The following is a 16,830-nucleotide window of genomic DNA, read 5'->3' on the forward strand; positions in this document are numbered from 1 at the left end:
GGGGGTGCTGTGTTGACAGGACGCCGCGTAGGTCTCGGCGTGATCGCGGTAGATCGTCTGATCAGGCGCCCGTTCCACTCTGGATCCTGAAACTTGGTCGACCACTCGGGTTCGGACGCGATTCCGGCGTGCTGGTGACCAAGGCGGCGACGGTGTTCGCGTCCGGGTCCGCGGCGCACGCCGGGCAGCAGGCCGCGATCCTGGCCGTGCGCAACTCGCTGTGCCACCGGGCTGCCTGATCGTGCCCAACGGCTCCAGCATCGAGATCCTGGCCCCGGAGCACACCGCGCCCTGCTCGCGACTTGCTCGACGACCAGGACCGCTGAGCCGGGCGCGGCGGTCAGGCGATCAGGGCGCCCGCCTCGCGGACGTGCGCGGTGAGCGGGCGCATCACGTACTCGGCGTCCCGGTACACCCCCCGAAGGGTGTTGGAGGCGAAGGAGCGCTGGAACTCCAGCCCGACGTACACCAGGCCGAGGTGGGTGGTGGAGAGGCCGCCGGTGTGCCGGGGGCGCCCATCGGTCAGCGCGCCGAGCGGTTCGAGGTAGTCCAGGTGCGGCCGGTAGCCGGTGGCGAACAGGACGGCGTCCACCGGCTCGCGGGTGCCGTCCGGCCACACCACCCCTTCACCGTCGAAGGCGGTGAACATCGGGCGGCGATCCAGGCGGCCGGCCTCGACGGCGTCGCGGTAGTCGCCGGTGTCCAGCACCAGGGTGGTCGTGACCAGCCGGGCCAGCCACTCCGGTGGCAGGTCGTCGAACCCGGTGTGGCGCAACCAGTAGTGCAGGTCGCGGCCGTCGTGCCGTTGCGGGACGAAGCCGACGGGGTGCCGGGTGGCGAGGGTGACCTCGGCGATGCCGGCCAGCTCGTGGCCGACCTGCACCGCGGAGTTCCCGGCTCCGACCACCACCACACGCCGCCCGGCGAAGGGCTCGGGGTTGCGGTAGCCGGCGACGTGCAGCAGCTGGCCGGTGAAGTTGTCCTGGCCCGGCAGCGGCGGCAGGTAGGGGTTGCCGAACGATCCGCTGGCGGCGACCACCGCGGCGGCGGGCAGTGTCTCGCCGGCCTCGGTGCGGACGAGGAAGCTCCCGCCGGCGTCCGTGGTGACGGCGGTGACGCGGGTTCCGGTGCGGATCTCGACGTCGAGACCGGCGGCGTAGCGGCGCAGGTAGTCCGCGACCTCGTCCCGGGTGGGGTAGTGCTCGTGGTCGCCGGGGAAGGGGGCGCCGGGCATCCCGCTGTAGCCGGCGGGGGAGAACAGCGTGAGGCTGTCGTAGTAGTGCGGCCACGACCCGGCCGGCTGCGCCCCGGCCTCCAGGATCACCGGGGTCAGGCCGTGGGCGCGGGCCGCGCGAGCGGCGGCGAGGCCGGACTGGCCGCCGCCGATGACGATGACCTCGTTCATGACGTCCTCTCGGTTGGTGAGGGTGGTGTGCTGGCCAGCGCGAGCGCGGACCCCCCAGCGCCAGTGCGGCGAGCACGAGAAACATCGGTGAGCGGCCGCCGACGGGGGCGATACCGCTCCGGCCCATGGGCGAGAGCCACGGTGACGGTCAGCGGAGCGGACAGGATCCCGGTGAGCCGCCCGCCGGCGGCGCCGCCAGCGCGAGCGGCTCCACGTCCCCCGCGCAGCATCCGCCGACCGCGGCGGTGTCCGGTTCCTCGAGCAAACCCGTGCCGCCGCACACCCCGGTCTCGGGCAGCACGAGCTCGACCCGCTCCGCGGCCGCCCGGTCGCCGGCCAGCGCCGCGGCGATGCTGCGTACCTGCTCGTAGCCAGTCATCGCCAGGAACGTGGGCGCCCGGCCGTAGCTCTTCATCCCGGCCAGGAACACGCCGGGCTCGGGGTGGCCGAGCTCGCGCACCCCGTGCGGGTAAACGGTGCCGCACGCGTGCACGTTCGGATCGATCAGCGGCGCCAGCGCCGTCGGCGCCTGCAAGGTGCTGTCCAGCTCCAACCGCAGCTCCGACAGCCAGGACAGGTCGGGGCGGAACCCGGTCAGCGCCACGACCTCGTCCACGCCCTCGATTCGGGCGCCGTGCGCGGACACCAGGGTCAGCCGCCCGCCGGGCGCTCGCTCGACGGCCTCGGCGCGGAAGCCGGTCACCGCCCGCACCCGCCCGGCGGTCACGGCCTCCTTCGCCCGCGACCCCAGTGCCCCGCGGGCGGGCAACTGGTCGGCGTCGCCGCCGCCGAAGGCGTCCCCGACCGTTCCCCGGCGCAGCACCCAGCTCACCCGGGTGCCCTGGTCCGCGAGACCGCCCAGCGCGACCAGCGCGGTGAGCGCCGAGTGACCGCTTCCGGCCACCACGACGTGCGTGCCGGCGTAGCGCTCGCGCGTCGCTTCCTCGGCGAGATCGGGTACGCGGTAGGTGATGCGGTCGGCCGCCGCCCGCTCACCCAGCGCGGGCAGCCCGTCACCGCCCAGCGGATTGGGGGTGCCCCAGGTGCCCGAGGCGTCGATCAACGCCCGCACCGCCAGCCGTTCCTCGCGGCCGTTCCGGTGTCGGATGTGGACGGTCAACGGCTCGCTGTTCCGCCCTGCGTCCACCACCCGGTCCCGGCCACGTCGGGCCGCCCCGACGACCTCCGCGCCCAGCCGGACGCGCTCACCCAGCGCCGCGGCGAGCGGGCGCAGGTACGCGCTCGCCCACGCCGCACCCGTCGGATACGTCTCGTCGGCTGGTGGCCGCCACCCGGTAGCGGCGAGCAACCGGCCCGCGGCCGGGGCCACCAGCTCCGACCACGGCGAGAACAACAGCACGTGACCCCACTCGGCGACCGCGGCTCCCGCCTCGGATCCGCGCTCCAGCACCACCGGCTCGATCCCGCGCTCGACCAGCTCGGCGGCCGCGGCCAAGCCCACCGGACCGGCCCCGACCACGGCCACGGGCAACTCGCTCATCGCTCCACCTTTCATCGATGTGCCTCGATAGAGGTGCTGAGAATGTATCGACGGTCGTCGATTGACGCAACCATCGACCTCGCTCGATAATGGTGGTCATGACGACCGCCGCGCCGCAGCCGCTCCTGCCCGACCAGGACGCCGCCACCTACGCCGAGTGGTTCGCCTGTCTGGCCGAGCCGACCAGGGTGCGGCTGCTGCACGCGGTCGCCACCGCCCCCGGCGGGATCACCGTCGGCGCGCTGACCGAGCGGCTCGGCATCAGCCAGTCCACCTGCTCCCACCACATCCGCAAGCTCGCCGACGTCGGCTTCCTGCACCTGCACAAGGAAGGCACCGCCACCCGGGTGTGGATCAACCAGAACTGCTGCACGGGGCTCCCCCACGCCGCCGACGCCGTGATGGGACTCCTCGCGCCCCGCCCGTGTTGCCCCGAGAACCCGCCCGAGGACGTGCGCATGCGGCCGCTGCGGGCCGAGGACTGGCCGGCGGTGCGACGGATCTACGCCGAGGGCATCGCCACTGGGATCGCCACCTTCGAGACGACCGTGCCCAGCCGCGCGACGCTCGACGCCACCTGGCTACCCGGACACCGCTGGATCGCCGAGATCGACGGCGAGGTCGCCGGGTGGACGGCGTTGAGCCCGGTGTCCGCCCGTGCCTGCTACTCCGGCGTCGCCGAGAGCTCGATCTACGTCGCCGAGGGCCACCGTGGCCGGGGCGTGGGGAAGGCGTTGATCCGCCAGCAGGTCGTCGAGGCCGACCGCGCCGGACTGTGGACCCTGCAAACCTCCATCCTCACCGAGAACCGGGCCAGCATCGCCCTGCACCACGCCGCCGGCTACCGCACCGTCGGCGTCCGCGAACGCATCGCCCAACGCGACGGCACCTGGCACGACACCATCCTCCTCGAACGCCGCGCGGACGCCGTCGCCCGTCCCAGCTGCACCTGACGGTCCGGCAAGCCCTGCGCGGCCCGGAGCGCGTGGCCCGACCTCGGCTGGTCGTGCCAGGTATGCACCCAACCAGGAAGGCGGCCCGGTCGGGCGCGTCGTTCGGCACCGACCGGGTCGCCGGATCGACGTCGCGGGCTCGCGTCCAGAATTCGCCAAGAACCGTTCAAGGTGGACTTCCTAGGCTCTCCCGAACCGAAACACCAGGAAGCACAGGGAGTACGCGATGGGAACACACCGAGCCAGCCCCGGGCGAAAGCTGGCCTCCGCCAGCCTGCTCGCCTCCGTCGTTCTCGGGATGACCGTGCTGTCGGCGCCGGCCGCGCACGCGCACCGGGGCACGATCACCATCCACCGCCCCGGGTGCGGTGGTGTCGTGGAGGGCCACAGCAACGACACCGGGACCATCTGGACCCACTACCGCAAGCAGGGTTCCTGCAAGGGACACGCCTGGATCAGGGTCAAGACGAACCTCGGCTGGTCGAGCTGGAAGCACGCGCCCGGCACGGCCGTGCTCCTCATCGACGACCGGATCTACGCGACACAACACAAGGGCTGCGGCAGCTGCCGGGTCGGGAGCATCTACCACAACCACTGACCCGCGCCGCCAGCCCCGTACGGAACGGGTCGCGGTGGCGGGGTGGAGCGCGGTGGGGCCGGCTCCGCCCCACCGCCCTGGCCCACGGGCCGGACGTCCCCGCGCAGGAGCAGCAGTTCCAGCTCCCGCAGCCGGCGGCTCGGCTCGAGCCCCAACTCGGCCGTGAGCTCAGCCCGGTACCGCCGGTACAGGCCGAGCGCCTCGCTCGCCTGGCCGGTGCCCCGCAACGCCAGCATGAGCTGCTCGACCAGTGGTTCGGCGAGCGGATAGCTCACCCGCGCGTCGGCGAGCACCTCGATCACCCCGGTCGGCGTCCCGTGGGACATCTCCAGTGCCGCCCACTCCGCCAGCAGGGCGACATGCTGCTGGACGAGCCCGGCGCTGGCACGCTGCGCCCAGTCCCCGGGGAGCCCGCCCAGCGGCTTGCCGTACCAGAGCGACAGTGCCGCGTGGAGCAGGCCCGCGCGCGACCGCGGATCCATTCCGGTGGATCGCGCCCGCCGAACCAGGCAGCGGTAGCGGCACAGGTCGACCAGGGCGGGGTCGACCTCGGCGAGGTAGCCCGCGGCGGTCCTGGTCAGCGGCACGCCGGCCGGGCCGAGGACTGATCGCAACCGGGTGACATAGCTGTACAGGCTGTCCCGCTTCCGTGCCGGCGCCGGCTCACCCCAGACCCGACCGAGCAGGGTCTCCACGGTGACCGGTTGACCGGACGACCACAGCAACGCGGCGAGCACACATCGCTGTTTGGCCGGGCCGAGGTCGACCGCCCGACGGTCCAGCCGCAACTCCACCGGCCCCAGTAGCCGGAACTCCGCCCGCACCTGCTTCTCCCTGGCCCGCGACCGTTCGACCACGAGGCCGCTGTCCCCGTGGCCACTCGAGGGTCCACCCTCGACGCCGAGCGGGAGAAGCCGCAACGTCCTTCGAGCAGGGTCGAACGGTCGCGCCCCCGGGAACGGGTTCTGGTACGCCGCGAGCTTCCAGCCACCGTCCCGCCGGAGCACCTGTCATCACGACCGGGTGGCCCGGCCGTCGGCGGCGCCGCGCCGCACCGGGTGCGGCGGGTCAGCCCGGAGTCGGCCGGGGACCGCGACAGCGGGTGTCCGGATCACGGCCGACTGGCCGAACGGCTCGGCCGGCTGACCGATGCGCTGCCGTGGGCGTTTCGACAACGGTGGGTCGCATGACGGAAACGATCGGCGGGCTCGGGATGTCACCGTTGGAGTGTCTCGTCGTGCTGGGCGCTGTGGCGCTGGTGTTGGTCCGTTGGTTGCCCGTCCGCGCACGCTGGCCGCTCACACTCGCCGCGTCGGTCATCGTTGTGCTGTCCGGGCTCGTGCTTCTCGAGGCCGGTGTGCGCTGGACGATGGCGCCGGTGTTCGTTGGCGCCCTGATCACGCTCCCGTTCGCCGCGGTTCCGCTGTTGCGGCAGAGGGCAGGCCGAGTCACGTGGCGGGCGCGGTGGTGGCTCGCGCTGCCGGGATCGGCGGCATGCCTTGGTCTGATCGCGGCGGGCCCAGTAGCGGCATGGGCACTGCCGGTGCCGGTGTTTCCCGAGCCGTCCGGCCGATACGCGGTCGGTACCAGCGCGCTGCAGTGGACCGACCCGAATCGCGCCGAGACCGCTACGGCCGAGCCCGATGACCGGCGCACAGTGGTGGTTCAGCTGTGGTATCCCGCGCAACAGAGTCCCGCCGCCGTCGAACGGGCACCGTACATGGGACGCACCGAAGACGAAGCGAGCACGGTACTCGACAGCCTGGCCGCACATTTCGGCATACCCGGTTTCCTGCTCGCCGACGTGGCTCGCGCGCACGAGCGCGGTGTTCGACGCACCGGCGATCGACGAAGGTGAACGGTTCCCGGTTGTGCTGTTCTCACCCGGCCTGGCCGGGCCACGTACCCAGAACACCGCCTGGGCTGAAGACCTCGCCAGCCGCGGTTATGTCGTGGCCGGCTTGGACCATCCCTACGACTCGGCCGCCACTGTCGTCGACGGTCGGGTCATCCACACCCGGGTGCACGCCACCGGCAGCGACGAGGAAGACCTGCGCGACACCATCGGTCGCACCGCGATCCGAGCCGCTGACCTCAGCTTCGTCCGCACCCAACTCGGCCGGCTCGACCGCGGCGAGATCTCCGGCCCCCTTTCCGGGCGCCTCGATACCGATCGGGTCGCGGTGACCGGGCACTCGGTGGGTGGTGCCGCCGCACTGCAGGCCGCCCGCCAGGACCCCCGGTTCACGGCCGTGGTCAACATCGACGGCCACCCCTACGATCCCGACCCGCGGCCATACCACCAGCCGGCCCTCGGGATCACCAACCCCATCGCCCCACGCGACAACCCCACCTATATCCCTCGGCTCGAACACGACCTCGCGGTCAGCACCACAACGAGCTACCGCGTCACCGTCCCCGGTACCGCGCATCTCACCTTCAGCGACGCGGCACTGTACCTACCGCCCCTTCCCGCCCTCATCGGGTCGGTGGGCCGTACCGAGGGCCCGCGCATCACCGCCGACATCACCGCCGCATTTTTGGACAAGACGCTCCGCGGCGAACCCGGCGACCTGGCCACCCAGCTCTCGAGATACGGCGACCTCACCATCTATTGAACGAGAGCACTGTCCGTTCCTGTTCTCTTGATCGGAATCCGGCGACAACGACACGGCTACAGCCAGCTTTCGCGGTGTTGCTGCAGTCCGTCGAGGATCAGGTCGAGTCCAATGTCGAACTCATCGGTGTACGCGTAACCAGGTTTCAGGGCGCGGTCGACGATCATCTCGGTGAGGTGTGGGAACTCGTCGCGGGGCAGCTGTTCCAGGATCGAGCCCGCCACGTCCTCGAGGTCGACGGGGGGTTTGAAGGGCAGGCTGAGCTCCTGGAGGGTGAACCCGTAGATGTAGCTGTCCAGCACCGAGAGCGCGTGTGCCGCACCAGTGATCGAGAAGCCTCCGGACCGTAGGCAACCGATCACCGCGTTGTGGTGGCGCAGAGTCGCGTGGCCAGGGTTTGTCCGTGAGTCCAGCAGACCGATCGCCCAGGGGTGTCGGGTCAGTGCGTCGCGCATGGAGACTGCCCGCCGTCGCATCGCGATTCGCCAGTCGACGTCGTCCGATGGCAGTTCGATCTCGCCGAAGACGACGTCGACCATGCCGTCAAGGATCGCGTCCTTGTTGCGGAAGTGGTGGTACAGCGACATGGCCTCGACGCCGAGCCGGTCGGCAAGCCTCCGCATACTCGGCGCACCGGTGCCGGCCTCGTCCGCCAGCGCGACCGCCGTGCGAAGCACGATCTCCTTGCTGAGCGAGTTGCGACGAGGCGTGCCGGCTGGCTCCGTGGCCACGGTGGTCCTCCTGTGGGGGCTACTTGGACGGCTTGACAACCTTACACCGCAAGGCTGTACCTTACAGCGTAATGGGGGAGGTGGCGGCGAGCTGAGGAGAGGGTCATGGAATCGACCGATGTGGGCGGAGCCGACAAGCCGGGCACGGGGAAGAGGGTGTGCGTCGTCGGCGCGTCCGGGAAGCTCGGGCGTTACCTGGTGCAGCACGCGTTGGACCGCGGGTACGAGGTCGTGGGTGTCTGCCGGGAGCAGAGCGTGACCAAGCTCGCCGAGTTCGAGGGACGAATCACGGTCATCCCCGGGGCGACCGACGACCGCACCGTCATCGCGCGGGCGGTGAACGGATGCGACGCCGTGCTCACGGTGCTGGTGCCGTGGGGGATGAACCACTATGCCTCCGGAACAGCCCAGGCTGTGCTCGACCACGCACGTCCGGGCACCCGTTTGGTGTTCTCCTGCGGCTGGCACATCACTCGTGACGGGAAGGACGTGTACACCCGGAAGTTCAGGCTGTACGCGGCCGTGTTCGGGCGGCTGGCGAAGCTGGCCCGTGTCGTGGACGTGGACGACCAGGTGGAGGCGTGCCGGAGGATCTTTGCCAGTGACACCAGCTGGACGGTCGTGCGTGGCAGCGACTTGACGGAGGGCGCCAGTCAGGGCCTGCCGGTGTGGAGCCTGCACGTCGGCGACCCTGTGCTCGCGAGCAATCTGACCTGTCGCGTGGACTACGCCCGTTTCATCGTCGAGGCGGTGGAGAACGACGCCCTTGTCCAAGAGGCCCCCGCCATCGTCGGCAGGCTGACCCCGTCGGCCCTCGCCCACGCCGGCGGACCAGCGTGAAGGCTCCGCGGGTTCCCCGGTCCCACCCGCGTTCCGGTTCCGGCCATGTTCGGGTGACCTGCCCGGCGAACCAAGAGAGGACGAAACCGTGACCGCACCGAAGACGCTCGCGAGGATCGCGGGGGCCCTGTATCTGGTCGTCGCCGTGTTCACCACCTTCGCCGGGCTGGTGAACACGCGCATCGTCGAGTCAGGGGACGCAGCGGCCACGGCCGACAACATCGCCACCTCGGCCACCCTGTTCCGCGTCGGCTTCGTCAGCGAGTTGGTGGGGGCCACTGCCTTTCTGTTGACGGGCATGGCCCTGTATCTGCTGCTCAAGCACGTCCACCAGCTGGCCGCCGCCGCGATGGTCACTCTTGTCGCGGTCAGCATCGCGATCCAAAGCCTGAACCTGCTCAACCAGCATGCGGCGCTCACGATCGCTACTGGCCAGGGCTACACCGACGCTTTCGGCCCGGCGGGTTCCGACCAGTTGACCATGCTGTTCGCCGACATGCACCGCGACGGGTATCTCATTGCCCAGACGTACTTCGGCCTGTGGTTGCTGCCACTGGGCTACCTGGTCGTCAAGTCTGGGTACTTCCCCAAGGTGTTGGGCTTCCTGCTGGTGATCGGATGCCTAGGTCACCTGGTGGACGTGTTCACGCGCTTCCTTGCCCCCGAGCTCGGCGCGAGCGTCTCGCCATTCGCCATGGCCCCCGCGGCGATCGCGGAACTGTCGTTCATCGCGTGGCTGCTGGTCAAGGCGGTGCGGGTTCCCGAAACCCGGCACGTGGGTTCCTGCCATCTCCCACTCCGGCCCTAGTTGGGCTGTCCAGGGAGGTGGTTCAGTCGGTTGACGGGTGGTTGGTCGTCGACCTCGCCGGGGTCGACGACCGCGCGGAATGCCGTCCGTGCCCCGAAGATCGAGCTGTGGAAGGCCGGCTACGGTCGCCACGCCCACCGAGTCCCCCACGGGTCGAGCCGACGGCCGAGCGGCGCATGTGGGCGTACCACATCACCGAGCGGTCCAGCTCGGGCACCACGCTTCCGCCGGACCTGGGCCGTCCTTCACTCGGCTGAGCCAGTTCTCGGTGGTCGGTGGCGTGTTGGGGACAGATGAAGTCGGATCGGGAGATCGAATTTCGGCATGGGGCGCCGGTCCGGGTGTGCCGTCCGCACCCTCTCACGCCACCAGCAAGCCAGTTAGTCGGTGACACACCGCCGCTAGTGCGTTCGGGGGGACCGGTACTGGTGGCCTCGATCTGGACGACGGCGACGACTTATGGTGGGTCCCGGGGATCTGACCATGGGTGCGCCTTCGGCCCGAACCGTCGCGCTCCGCGGCCCGTGCTCTGTTGGGGCGGTAGGGAGGCGGGCAGCCGTGGTGGGCGTGGTGGGGCACCGCGGACGCCACGCGGTGCGTCGTGGGCCGCGGTGGCGGGCGACTGGAGGGCGAGGGGGGATGAGAGGTGACGCGGGCCTCTGATCGGGTGTCGTTTCTGGGTGTACTTCGAATACGAGAGTTCCGGGCTTTGTGGCTGGCGGAGCTGCTGTCGGTCCTGGGGGATCAACTCGCTCGGGTGGCACTGGCGGTTCTGGTGTTCCAACGCACCGACTCCGCCGCGCTGACCGGACTGACCTACGCGTTGACGTTCGTGCCGAGCCTGATCGGCGGGGTCCTGCTGGCCGGCTGGGGCGATCGCCGTTCCCGGCGCGAGGTGATGGTCACGGCCGACGTGATCCGTGCGGTGCTGCTCGCGCTGATGATCATTCCGGGGGTGCCCTTGTGGGTGCTGTGCATCCTGGTGGCGGCGGTGACGCTGTTCGCGGGTCCGTTCAAGGCCGCCCAACAAGCGTTGTTGCCGGACGTGTTGCCAGGCGAGCGGTACATGGTCGGCATGGCCATCCGCAACATCACCAGCCAGTCAGTTCAGGTCGTCGCGTTCGCGGGCGGCGGAGTGCTCGTCGCGGTGGTGACCCCGACGGTCGGCTTGGCCATCGACGCGGCCACGTTCGCGGTCTCGGCCATCCTGATCTGGCGCGGGGTACGGTGGCGTCCCACGCCGGCCAGGGTCGCGCCGCTCGGGTCGGGGTGGCGATCGTTCGCCGCCGGGACAGCCGTGGGAGCGCGGGCGGTGTGGCGTGACCCCGCGCTGCGCACGCTGCTGGCGTTGAACTGGCTGGCCGGGTTCTACATCGTCCCGGAGGCGCTCGCCGCGCCGTTCGCGGCGAGCATCGGGGCCGGGGCGGCGGCCGTCGGCTGGCTGATGGCAGCCGATCCGATCGGCAGCGTGGCGGGGGCGGTCGTGTTCGGACGGTGGGTGCCCGAACCGGTACAGGTTCGAGCCCTCGGCCTGCTCGGAATCGCCGCGGGCGTTCCGCTGGTCCTGTGTGTCCTGCGGCCCGGCCTGGCGCCCGCCATCGTGCTGTTCGCGCTGTCCGGGATGCTGGCCACCGGCTACAACATCCAGGGCACGGTGTCGTTCGTCCGGCGCCTGCCCGACGACCAGCGCGCGCAGGGCTGCGGGCTGAACTCGTCCGGACTGATCACGGTGCAGGGCCTTGGCGCGCTCGCGGCCGGGGTGCTGGCCGACCTGGTCGGCCCGGCCCACGCCATCGCTGTCGCCGGCGCCGCTGGAGCGCTGGTGGCGGTGCCCATCGCGGTGGCGTGGAGCCGGGCAGGGCGCGGCGCGGCGCCTGCTGTCGTGAAGGGAGCGGTGTAATGGCGATCAGTTGTCGCGGTTACGCATCGCGCGCCTCCCGTCGGTCTGTCGCGGGTTCGCTGGGGTCAGCTGTTGAGAACGGCAACAGCGGGGGGCCTAGTTGTCGCGGTTGCGCACGGCGCACCTCCTTCCTTCAGTGCCCTGGCGGCCCCCACGACGCGTTCTGCCCTGGACGGGTCGTCGACCCGTCGCCGCTCGGCGCCACGCCCGGAGGCACACGATGAGTATGAGCGTTGAACATCAACCCTCGGCAACGGTCGAGCCGGTTCGGGAGAGCCTCGTCCCGCCACGGCGGTGGGCGCTGTGGGAGCAGCGGCCACGCGTCATCGCCTACTGCCTGACCAGCGAACTCGTCGCGCTGCTGGCCACCATCGCCTGGTGGCGAGCACACCCGCCGCGCGCCATCGACGTCGCGGTGCTCGGTGCGCTCGCCGGGCTCGGCCTTCTGCAGGCCGAACTGGGGCGACGGGTCGAGCGGGTGCGCCGTCGAGTGGCCGGAGCCGCGCACATCAACATGACATCCGTCTGGACCGTGGCTGGCGTGCTGCTGCTGCCGCCGGCCCTGGTCGGGGTGCTGACCGCGCTGCTCTACGCACATCTCGCGGTGCGCAGTTGGTACCGGCTGCAACGCGTGCCCGCGTTCCGCACCGTGAACAACGCGTGCGTCATCGTGCTCACCTGCTACGCGGCCGGCCTCGCGCTGACGGCACTGGGCACGCCGGGCATCCACTCGGCGGTCACCGCCGGTTGGGCGGGAGCCGGTGCCGTCGCCGTCGCGCTCACGGTCTACTTCGTCGTCAACGCCGCGCTCGTGCTGCCCGCTCGTCAGACAATCGGTCGAACCCTCGTCGACCTCGCCGGCGGGTGGACGGACAACGCGCTGGAGTTCGCCACCCTGTGCCTGGGTGTCCTCAACGCACTGGCGCTGGCCACCCTGCCCGGCCTGGCCCTGCTGGTCCTGCCACCGCTGCTGATCCTGCACCGTGCCGTCCTGGTCCGACAGTTGGAGGCCGCGGTCAACCGCGACAGCAAGACCGGAGTCTTCAGCCTCGCCGGATGGCACGATCTCGCCGAGCGCGTCCTGGCACGCGCCGAACGGACTTGCTCGAGCTTCGGCCTCTTGATGATCGATCTGGATCACTTCAAAAAGATCAACGACACCGCCGGCCATCTGGCAGGCGACCAGGTCCTCACCGCCACCGCCAACACCATCACCAACGCCGTTCGCGACCACAACGACGCCGTCGGCAGATTCGGCGGCGAAGAGTTCGTCGTGCTGCTGCCCGACGTCTCCGCCGCCGACATCGATGCCGTCGCCGAACGCATCCGCCACGCCGTCAACACACTCGTCGTCGAAGTCGACCTCCCCACGCCGGACGGCAACGGCCCGACCACGCTCATCAACGAGCTGTCCGTATCCATCGGCACCGCCATGTACCCGACCGCCGGAACCGGCATACGACGACTACTCGACGCCGCCGACCGCGCCCTGTACAGCGCCAAGAACACCGGCCGAAACCGCGTCGTCCACAGCACAACAGCACCCTGACAAACACCTGCTCAGCGGGCGGGCGTCACTTGTGTAGGTGCTGTCCGTGCCCCCGACCGGGCTCGAACCGGCACTGAATCGATTTTAAGTCGACCGCCTCTGCCAATTGGGCTACGGGGGCACCGTGAGCCTATGGCACTCCAGGTCAGGACTTCGAGGCGCGGGTGAACTCTTCCTTGGGGTTGTTGATCTGCCCGAGGGAGACCACCTCGCGGCGGAACAGGCCGCTGAGCAGCCAGTCCATCGTGATCCGCACCTTGCGGTTGAACGTCGGCATCGCCTTGACGTGGTAGGCGCGGTGCATGACCCACGCCGGGTAGCCCTTGACCTTGACGTTGAACGTGTCCGCCACACCCTTGTGCACCCCGAGGCTGGCCACCGAGCCCACGTTCTTGTGGCAGTAGTCCTTCGGCCGGCCGCCGCGCAGCGTGCGGATGACGTTCTTGGCCAGGTGCCGCGCCTGCCGCACCGCGTGCTGCGCGTTGGGCGGGCAGGTGGCGGTGGGGTCGGCCTCGGTGCGGGACAGGTCCGGCACCGCCGCGTTGTCCCCCGCCGACCACACGTCCGGGTGGCCGACCACCTGCAGCCCGGCCGTCACCTGCACCCGGCCGCGCTTGTCCAGCGGCAGGTCGGACTGCGCGAGCACCGGGTTGGCCTTCACCCCGGCGGTCCAGATGATCGTGTCGCTGTCGAACTCGGTGCCGTCGGAGAGCACGACGTGCCCGTTCTCGAACGACTTCGCCGCCGTCGACAGGTACACCTCGATGCCGCGCTTCTCCAACTGCTCGACCGTCCACACGCCGAGCGTCTCGCGCACCTCCGGCAGGATCCGGCCGGCCGCCTCGACCAGCACCCAACGCAGGTCCTCGGGCTCGATGTTCTCGTAGTACCGGCACGCGAAGCGGGTCATGTCCTCGAGCTCGGCCAGCGCCTCGATCCCGGCGAACCCGCCACCGACGACGGTGAACGTCAGCAAGCGCTTGCGCAGCTCCGGGTCGAGCGTGCTGGCCGCCTCGTCCAGCTTGGTCAGCACGTGATTACGCAGGTAGATCGCCTCGCCGATGGTCTTGAACGCGATGCCCTGCTCGGCCAGCCCCGGGATCGGCAGGATCCGGGCGACCGAGCCGAGCGCCACCACCAGCACGTCGTAGGACAGCTGCTCGACGTGCCCGTCGGCGGCCTCGACGGTGACCGAGCGTCGGCCGTGCTCGATCCTGGTCACCCGCGCGGTGAGCACGTGGCACCGCTTGAGCAGCCGGCGCAGCGGAACCACCACGTGCCGCGGCTCGATGGACCCGGCCGCCGCCTCGGGGAGGAACGGCTGGTAGGTCATGTGCGGCTGCGGATCCACCACGGTGACGGACGCCTCGTTCGCGCGGAGCATCTTCTGCAGTCCCAACGCGGTGTAGAGCCCGACGTACCCACCACCCAGAACCAGGATCCGGGTCGGTTCCGACTTCGCTGCGGCCATGGCAGTATCGTCGCACCTCCGGCTCCGTGCCGCTCGTGGGCCCCAACCGGCTGTGACCTGCGTCGCCGGCCCTTCCGGAACGATTCAGTACGGGATTCGGCGCGGCTCGACCCGAACCATGTGCGGCATCCCGCTCGAGGCGGTCACCGCCCGCTCGGCGCGCTCACCGGCAGGCCCGCCGCCGCGCCGGCCGCGCGCAGCACCGACCGCAACATCTCCATGCTGAGCAGCCCGGTCTGGGTGTTGCGCTGCGACACGTGGTAGCTGCCGAACAGGTGCAACGCCGGCTCGCCGGGCAGGACGTACCGCACGCCGTGCCCGAACTTCGGCCGCGGGCGCGGCACCGGCCAGCCCGCCTCGGCCAGCACCGGCAGCAGCGCCTGCCAGCCGAACGCCCCGAGCACCACCACCGCGCGCACGGTCGGCCGCAGCAGGGCCAGCTCCGCCGCCAGCCAGTGCCGGCAGGTGTCCCGCTCCCCCGGCGTGGGCCGGTTGTCCGGCGGCGCGCAGTGCACCGGCGCGGTCACCCGGGTGCCGTAGAGCTCCAGGCCGTCGTCGCGGTGCACGGCGGTCGGCTGGGAGGCCAGCCCGACGTCGTGGAGCGCCTGGTAGAGGAAGTCCCCCGACCGGTCACCGGTGAACATCCGCCCGGTGCGGTTGCCGCCATGCGCGGCCGGCGCCAGCCCGACGATCACCAGCGCCGCGTCCGCCGGACCGAAGCCGGGCACCGGGCGCCCCCAGTAGGTCTGGTCGGCGAACGCCGCCCGCTTGGTCGCGGCCACGTGCTCGCGCCAGGCCACCAGCCGCGGGCAGGCGCGGCACTCGCTGACCGCCGCGTCGAGCTCGTCGATCGTCCCTGGCGAAACCGTCACCCTCCCATTGTCCCGTCCTCTACGTTGGTCGCATGCCCGAGAAAGCACGCAACGACAATGCGGAGCCGAACAACACCGCGCAGCCACGAGCCGACGCGGAGACCAAGCCCGCCGAGCCCACCGACGACCTGGTCACCAGCCAGCACACCATTGGCGTCGAAGGGCGCGAACTGGCCTACACCGCCCAGACCGGACGGATCGTGCTGCGCCAGGAGGTGCTCACCGACGGCAAGTTCGAGGGACACCAGGCCAAGGCCGAGTTGTTCGTCACCGCCTACACCCTCGACGACACCGATCCCGAGACCCGGCCGGTGACCTTCGCCTTCAACGGCGGCCCCGGCTCGTCCAGCGTCTGGCTGCACCTCGGTGTGCTGGGCCCGCGCCGCGCGGTGTCCGGCGACGTGGACTCCCCCGAGCCGCCGCCGTACCGGCTGGCCGACAACCCGGCCACCCTGCTGACGCACAGCGACCTGGTGTTCATCGACCCGGTGTCGACCGGCTACTCCCGGGCCGTCAACGGCGAGAAACCCAAGGACTACCACGGCTTCACCCCGGACGTGGAGTCCGTCGGCGAGATCATCCGGCTGTGGACCTCACGCAACGGCCGCTGGCTGTCGCCGAAGTTCCTGGCCGGCGAGTCCTACGGCACGTTGCGGGCCGCGGCGCTGGCGACGCACCTGCAGCATCGGCACGGGATGTACCTGAACGGGTTGATGCTGATCTCGGCCGTGCTGGACATGGGCAAGATCCGGTTTAGCGAGGGCAACGACCAGCCCTACGCGCTGTTCGTGCCGACGTACGCGGCGATGGCCCACTACCACGGCCGGCACGGCGACCGGCCGCTGGCGGACGTGCTGGCCGAGGCCGAGGAGTTCGCCGCGCGGGACCTGCCGTGGGCGCTGGAGCGCGGCGCGCGGCTGACCGCCGAGGAGCGCGCCGACGTGGTGCGCCGGCTGGCCACGCTCACCGGGCTCGCCGAGTCCTATGTGGATCGAGTGAACCTGAGGATCGAGCACGTGCGGTTCTTCACCGAACTGCTGCGTGACCGCGGATTGACGGTGGGTCGGATGGACGGCCGGTTCACCACGTGGGAGCCGGACGGCGGCCGGGAGCTGATGAGCGACGACGCGTCGATCTCCCGCATCCTGGGCGCGTACTCGGCGTGCTTCAACCACTACGTGCGCGCCGAGTTGGAGTACGCCAACGACCTGCCCTACGAGATCATCTCGATGGACGTCAACAAGGCGTGGTCGTACGCGGACTTCGAGGGCAGGGCGGTGTCCGTCGTGGACGGGCTCAGCGCGGCGATGCGGGCCAACCCGCATCTGAGGGTGCACGTGGCGTCCGGCTACTACGACGGCGCGACACCGTACTACGCCGCCGAGCACACCCTGGCCCAGCTCGCGATTCCCGGCGAACTCCGGTCCAATCTCGACACTGCGTACTACCCTGCCGGACACATGATGTACGTGCACGACGAGTCCCGGGCCCAGCAGGGCGCCGACCTCGCCGAGTTCGTCCGCACCGCCAGCAACCGATAACCCGGCCGGCGTGGGTGCCCGCGGCGCCGGCGGGCACCCACGA

At 70.8% G+C, this 16,830-nt stretch carries 15 protein-coding genes and 1 tRNA gene; 9 read left to right on the plus strand and 7 right to left on the minus strand.

Going from position 1 to position 16,830, the window contains the following annotated elements; translation table 11 throughout:
• Nucleotides 1-340: 340 nt before the first annotated feature.
• Together BM051_RS06955 and BM051_RS06960 are read right to left on the minus strand one after the other, a co-directional pair.
• A complete protein-coding gene (locus tag BM051_RS06955; protein ID WP_092529192.1) occupies nt 341-1,405 on the minus strand; it encodes an NAD(P)-binding domain-containing protein in 1,065 nt (354 codons plus the stop codon).
• Between the two features lie 148 nt (nt 1,406-1,553).
• Nucleotides 1,554-2,906, minus strand: a complete 1,353-nt coding sequence (locus tag BM051_RS06960; RefSeq protein WP_092529193.1) for an FAD-dependent oxidoreductase — start codon at nt 2,904-2,906, stop codon at nt 1,554-1,556.
• 98 nt (nt 2,907-3,004) lie between these two features.
• Here BM051_RS06960 and BM051_RS06965 point away from each other — a divergent pair, with 98 nt between their 5' ends.
• Both BM051_RS06965 and BM051_RS06970 read left to right on the plus strand, forming a co-directional pair.
• A complete protein-coding gene (locus tag BM051_RS06965; protein ID WP_092529648.1) occupies nt 3,005-3,859 on the plus strand; it encodes a helix-turn-helix domain-containing GNAT family N-acetyltransferase in 855 nt (284 codons plus the stop codon).
• A gap of 226 nt (nt 3,860-4,085) precedes the next feature.
• Nucleotides 4,086-4,457 carry a hypothetical protein gene (locus BM051_RS06970; RefSeq protein ID WP_134045869.1) on the plus strand — a complete coding sequence of 124 codons (372 nt, stop codon included), beginning with the start codon at nt 4,086-4,088 and terminating at the stop codon, nt 4,455-4,457.
• Here the strand turns inward: BM051_RS06970 and BM051_RS06975 are convergent.
• Nucleotides 4,442-5,314: an AfsR/SARP family transcriptional regulator gene (locus tag BM051_RS06975; protein ID WP_166677559.1), complete on the minus strand. Its 873-nt coding sequence runs from the start codon at nt 5,312-5,314 to the stop codon at nt 4,442-4,444. The two genes, BM051_RS06970 and BM051_RS06975, sit on opposite strands and share 16 nt — an antisense overlap.
• 329 nt (nt 5,315-5,643) lie before the next feature.
• Here BM051_RS06975 and BM051_RS29700 point away from each other — a divergent pair, with 329 nt between their 5' ends.
• A complete protein-coding gene (locus BM051_RS29700) occupies nt 5,644-6,315 on the plus strand; it encodes a hypothetical protein (RefSeq protein WP_243859202.1) in 672 nt (223 codons plus the stop codon).
• Nucleotides 6,284-7,075, plus strand: a complete 792-nt coding sequence (locus BM051_RS29705) for an alpha/beta hydrolase family protein (RefSeq protein WP_243859203.1) — start codon at nt 6,284-6,286, stop codon at nt 7,073-7,075. The genes BM051_RS29700 and BM051_RS29705 overlap by 32 nt, the downstream gene beginning before the upstream one ends.
• Nucleotides 7,076-7,131: 56 nt before the next feature.
• On the opposite strand, the gene BM051_RS06985 is transcribed toward BM051_RS29705, so the two are convergent.
• Nucleotides 7,132-7,806: a TetR/AcrR family transcriptional regulator gene (locus BM051_RS06985; protein WP_092529196.1), complete on the minus strand. Its 675-nt coding sequence runs from the start codon at nt 7,804-7,806 to the stop codon at nt 7,132-7,134.
• Between the two features lie 105 nt (nt 7,807-7,911).
• Here BM051_RS06985 and BM051_RS06990 point away from each other — a divergent pair, with 105 nt between their 5' ends.
• From BM051_RS06990 to BM051_RS07005, 4 genes are all read left to right on the plus strand, one after another.
• On the plus strand, nt 7,912-8,646 hold the full coding sequence (locus BM051_RS06990) for an NAD(P)-dependent oxidoreductase (RefSeq protein WP_092529197.1): 735 nt from the start codon (nt 7,912-7,914) through the stop codon (nt 8,644-8,646).
• A gap of 88 nt (nt 8,647-8,734) precedes the next feature.
• The gene (locus BM051_RS06995; protein WP_134045871.1) at nt 8,735-9,454 is read left to right on the plus strand and encodes a DUF4386 domain-containing protein; all 720 of its coding nucleotides are present in this window, start codon (nt 8,735-8,737) and stop codon (nt 9,452-9,454) included.
• A 667-nt stretch (nt 9,455-10,121) separates the two neighbouring features.
• Nucleotides 10,122-11,354, plus strand: a complete 1,233-nt coding sequence (locus tag BM051_RS07000; protein ID WP_092529198.1) for an MFS transporter — start codon at nt 10,122-10,124, stop codon at nt 11,352-11,354.
• A 220-nt stretch (nt 11,355-11,574) separates the two neighbouring features.
• A complete protein-coding gene (locus tag BM051_RS07005; protein WP_342351646.1) occupies nt 11,575-12,903 on the plus strand; it encodes a GGDEF domain-containing protein in 1,329 nt (442 codons plus the stop codon).
• Between the two features lie 47 nt (nt 12,904-12,950).
• On the opposite strand, the gene BM051_RS07010 is transcribed toward BM051_RS07005, so the two are convergent.
• The 3 genes from BM051_RS07010 to BM051_RS07020 all read right to left on the minus strand — a co-directional run bounded on the left by BM051_RS07010 (nt 12,951) and on the right by BM051_RS07020 (nt 15,246).
• Nucleotides 12,951-13,024 (minus strand) — tRNA-Leu (locus tag BM051_RS07010).
• A gap of 24 nt (nt 13,025-13,048) precedes the next feature.
• The gene (locus tag BM051_RS07015) at nt 13,049-14,374 is read right to left on the minus strand and encodes an NAD(P)/FAD-dependent oxidoreductase (protein ID WP_092529200.1); all 1,326 of its coding nucleotides are present in this window, start codon (nt 14,372-14,374) and stop codon (nt 13,049-13,051) included.
• Between the two features lie 143 nt (nt 14,375-14,517).
• Nucleotides 14,518-15,246 (minus strand): uracil-DNA glycosylase, encoded by a 729-nt coding sequence (locus tag BM051_RS07020; protein WP_092529201.1) that lies wholly within the window; start codon nt 15,244-15,246, stop codon nt 14,518-14,520.
• A gap of 32 nt (nt 15,247-15,278) precedes the next feature.
• Here BM051_RS07020 and BM051_RS07025 point away from each other — a divergent pair, with 32 nt between their 5' ends.
• Entirely contained in the window at nt 15,279-16,787 is a 1,509-nt protein-coding gene (locus tag BM051_RS07025; RefSeq protein ID WP_092529202.1) for a S10 family peptidase, read from the plus strand.
• Nucleotides 16,788-16,830: the final 43 nt, after the last annotated feature.

The organism is Amycolatopsis arida, assembly GCF_900115565.1.
GTDB lineage: Bacteria > Actinomycetota > Actinomycetes > Mycobacteriales > Pseudonocardiaceae > Yuhushiella > Yuhushiella arida.

Coding starts and splice junctions, on each gene's coding strand:
- BM051_RS07005 (WP_342351646.1), top strand. CDS start 11,575: ATGAGTATGAGCGTTGAACATCAACCCTCGGCAACGGTCGAGCCGGTT.
- BM051_RS06955 (WP_092529192.1), bottom strand. CDS start 1,405: ATGAACGAGGTCATCGTCATCGGCGGCGGCCAGTCCGGCCTCGCCGCC.
- BM051_RS29700 (WP_243859202.1), top strand. CDS start 5,644: ATGACGGAAACGATCGGCGGGCTCGGGATGTCACCGTTGGAGTGTCTC.
- BM051_RS07015 (WP_092529200.1), bottom strand. CDS start 14,374: ATGGCCGCAGCGAAGTCGGAACCGACCCGGATCCTGGTTCTGGGTGGT.
- BM051_RS07025 (WP_092529202.1), top strand. CDS start 15,279: ATGCCCGAGAAAGCACGCAACGACAATGCGGAGCCGAACAACACCGCG.
- BM051_RS06990 (WP_092529197.1), top strand. CDS start 7,912: ATGGAATCGACCGATGTGGGCGGAGCCGACAAGCCGGGCACGGGGAAG.
- BM051_RS06970 (WP_134045869.1), top strand. CDS start 4,086: ATGGGAACACACCGAGCCAGCCCCGGGCGAAAGCTGGCCTCCGCCAGC.
- BM051_RS06965 (WP_092529648.1), top strand. CDS start 3,005: ATGACGACCGCCGCGCCGCAGCCGCTCCTGCCCGACCAGGACGCCGCC.
- BM051_RS06960 (WP_092529193.1), bottom strand. CDS start 2,906: ATGAGCGAGTTGCCCGTGGCCGTGGTCGGGGCCGGTCCGGTGGGCTTG.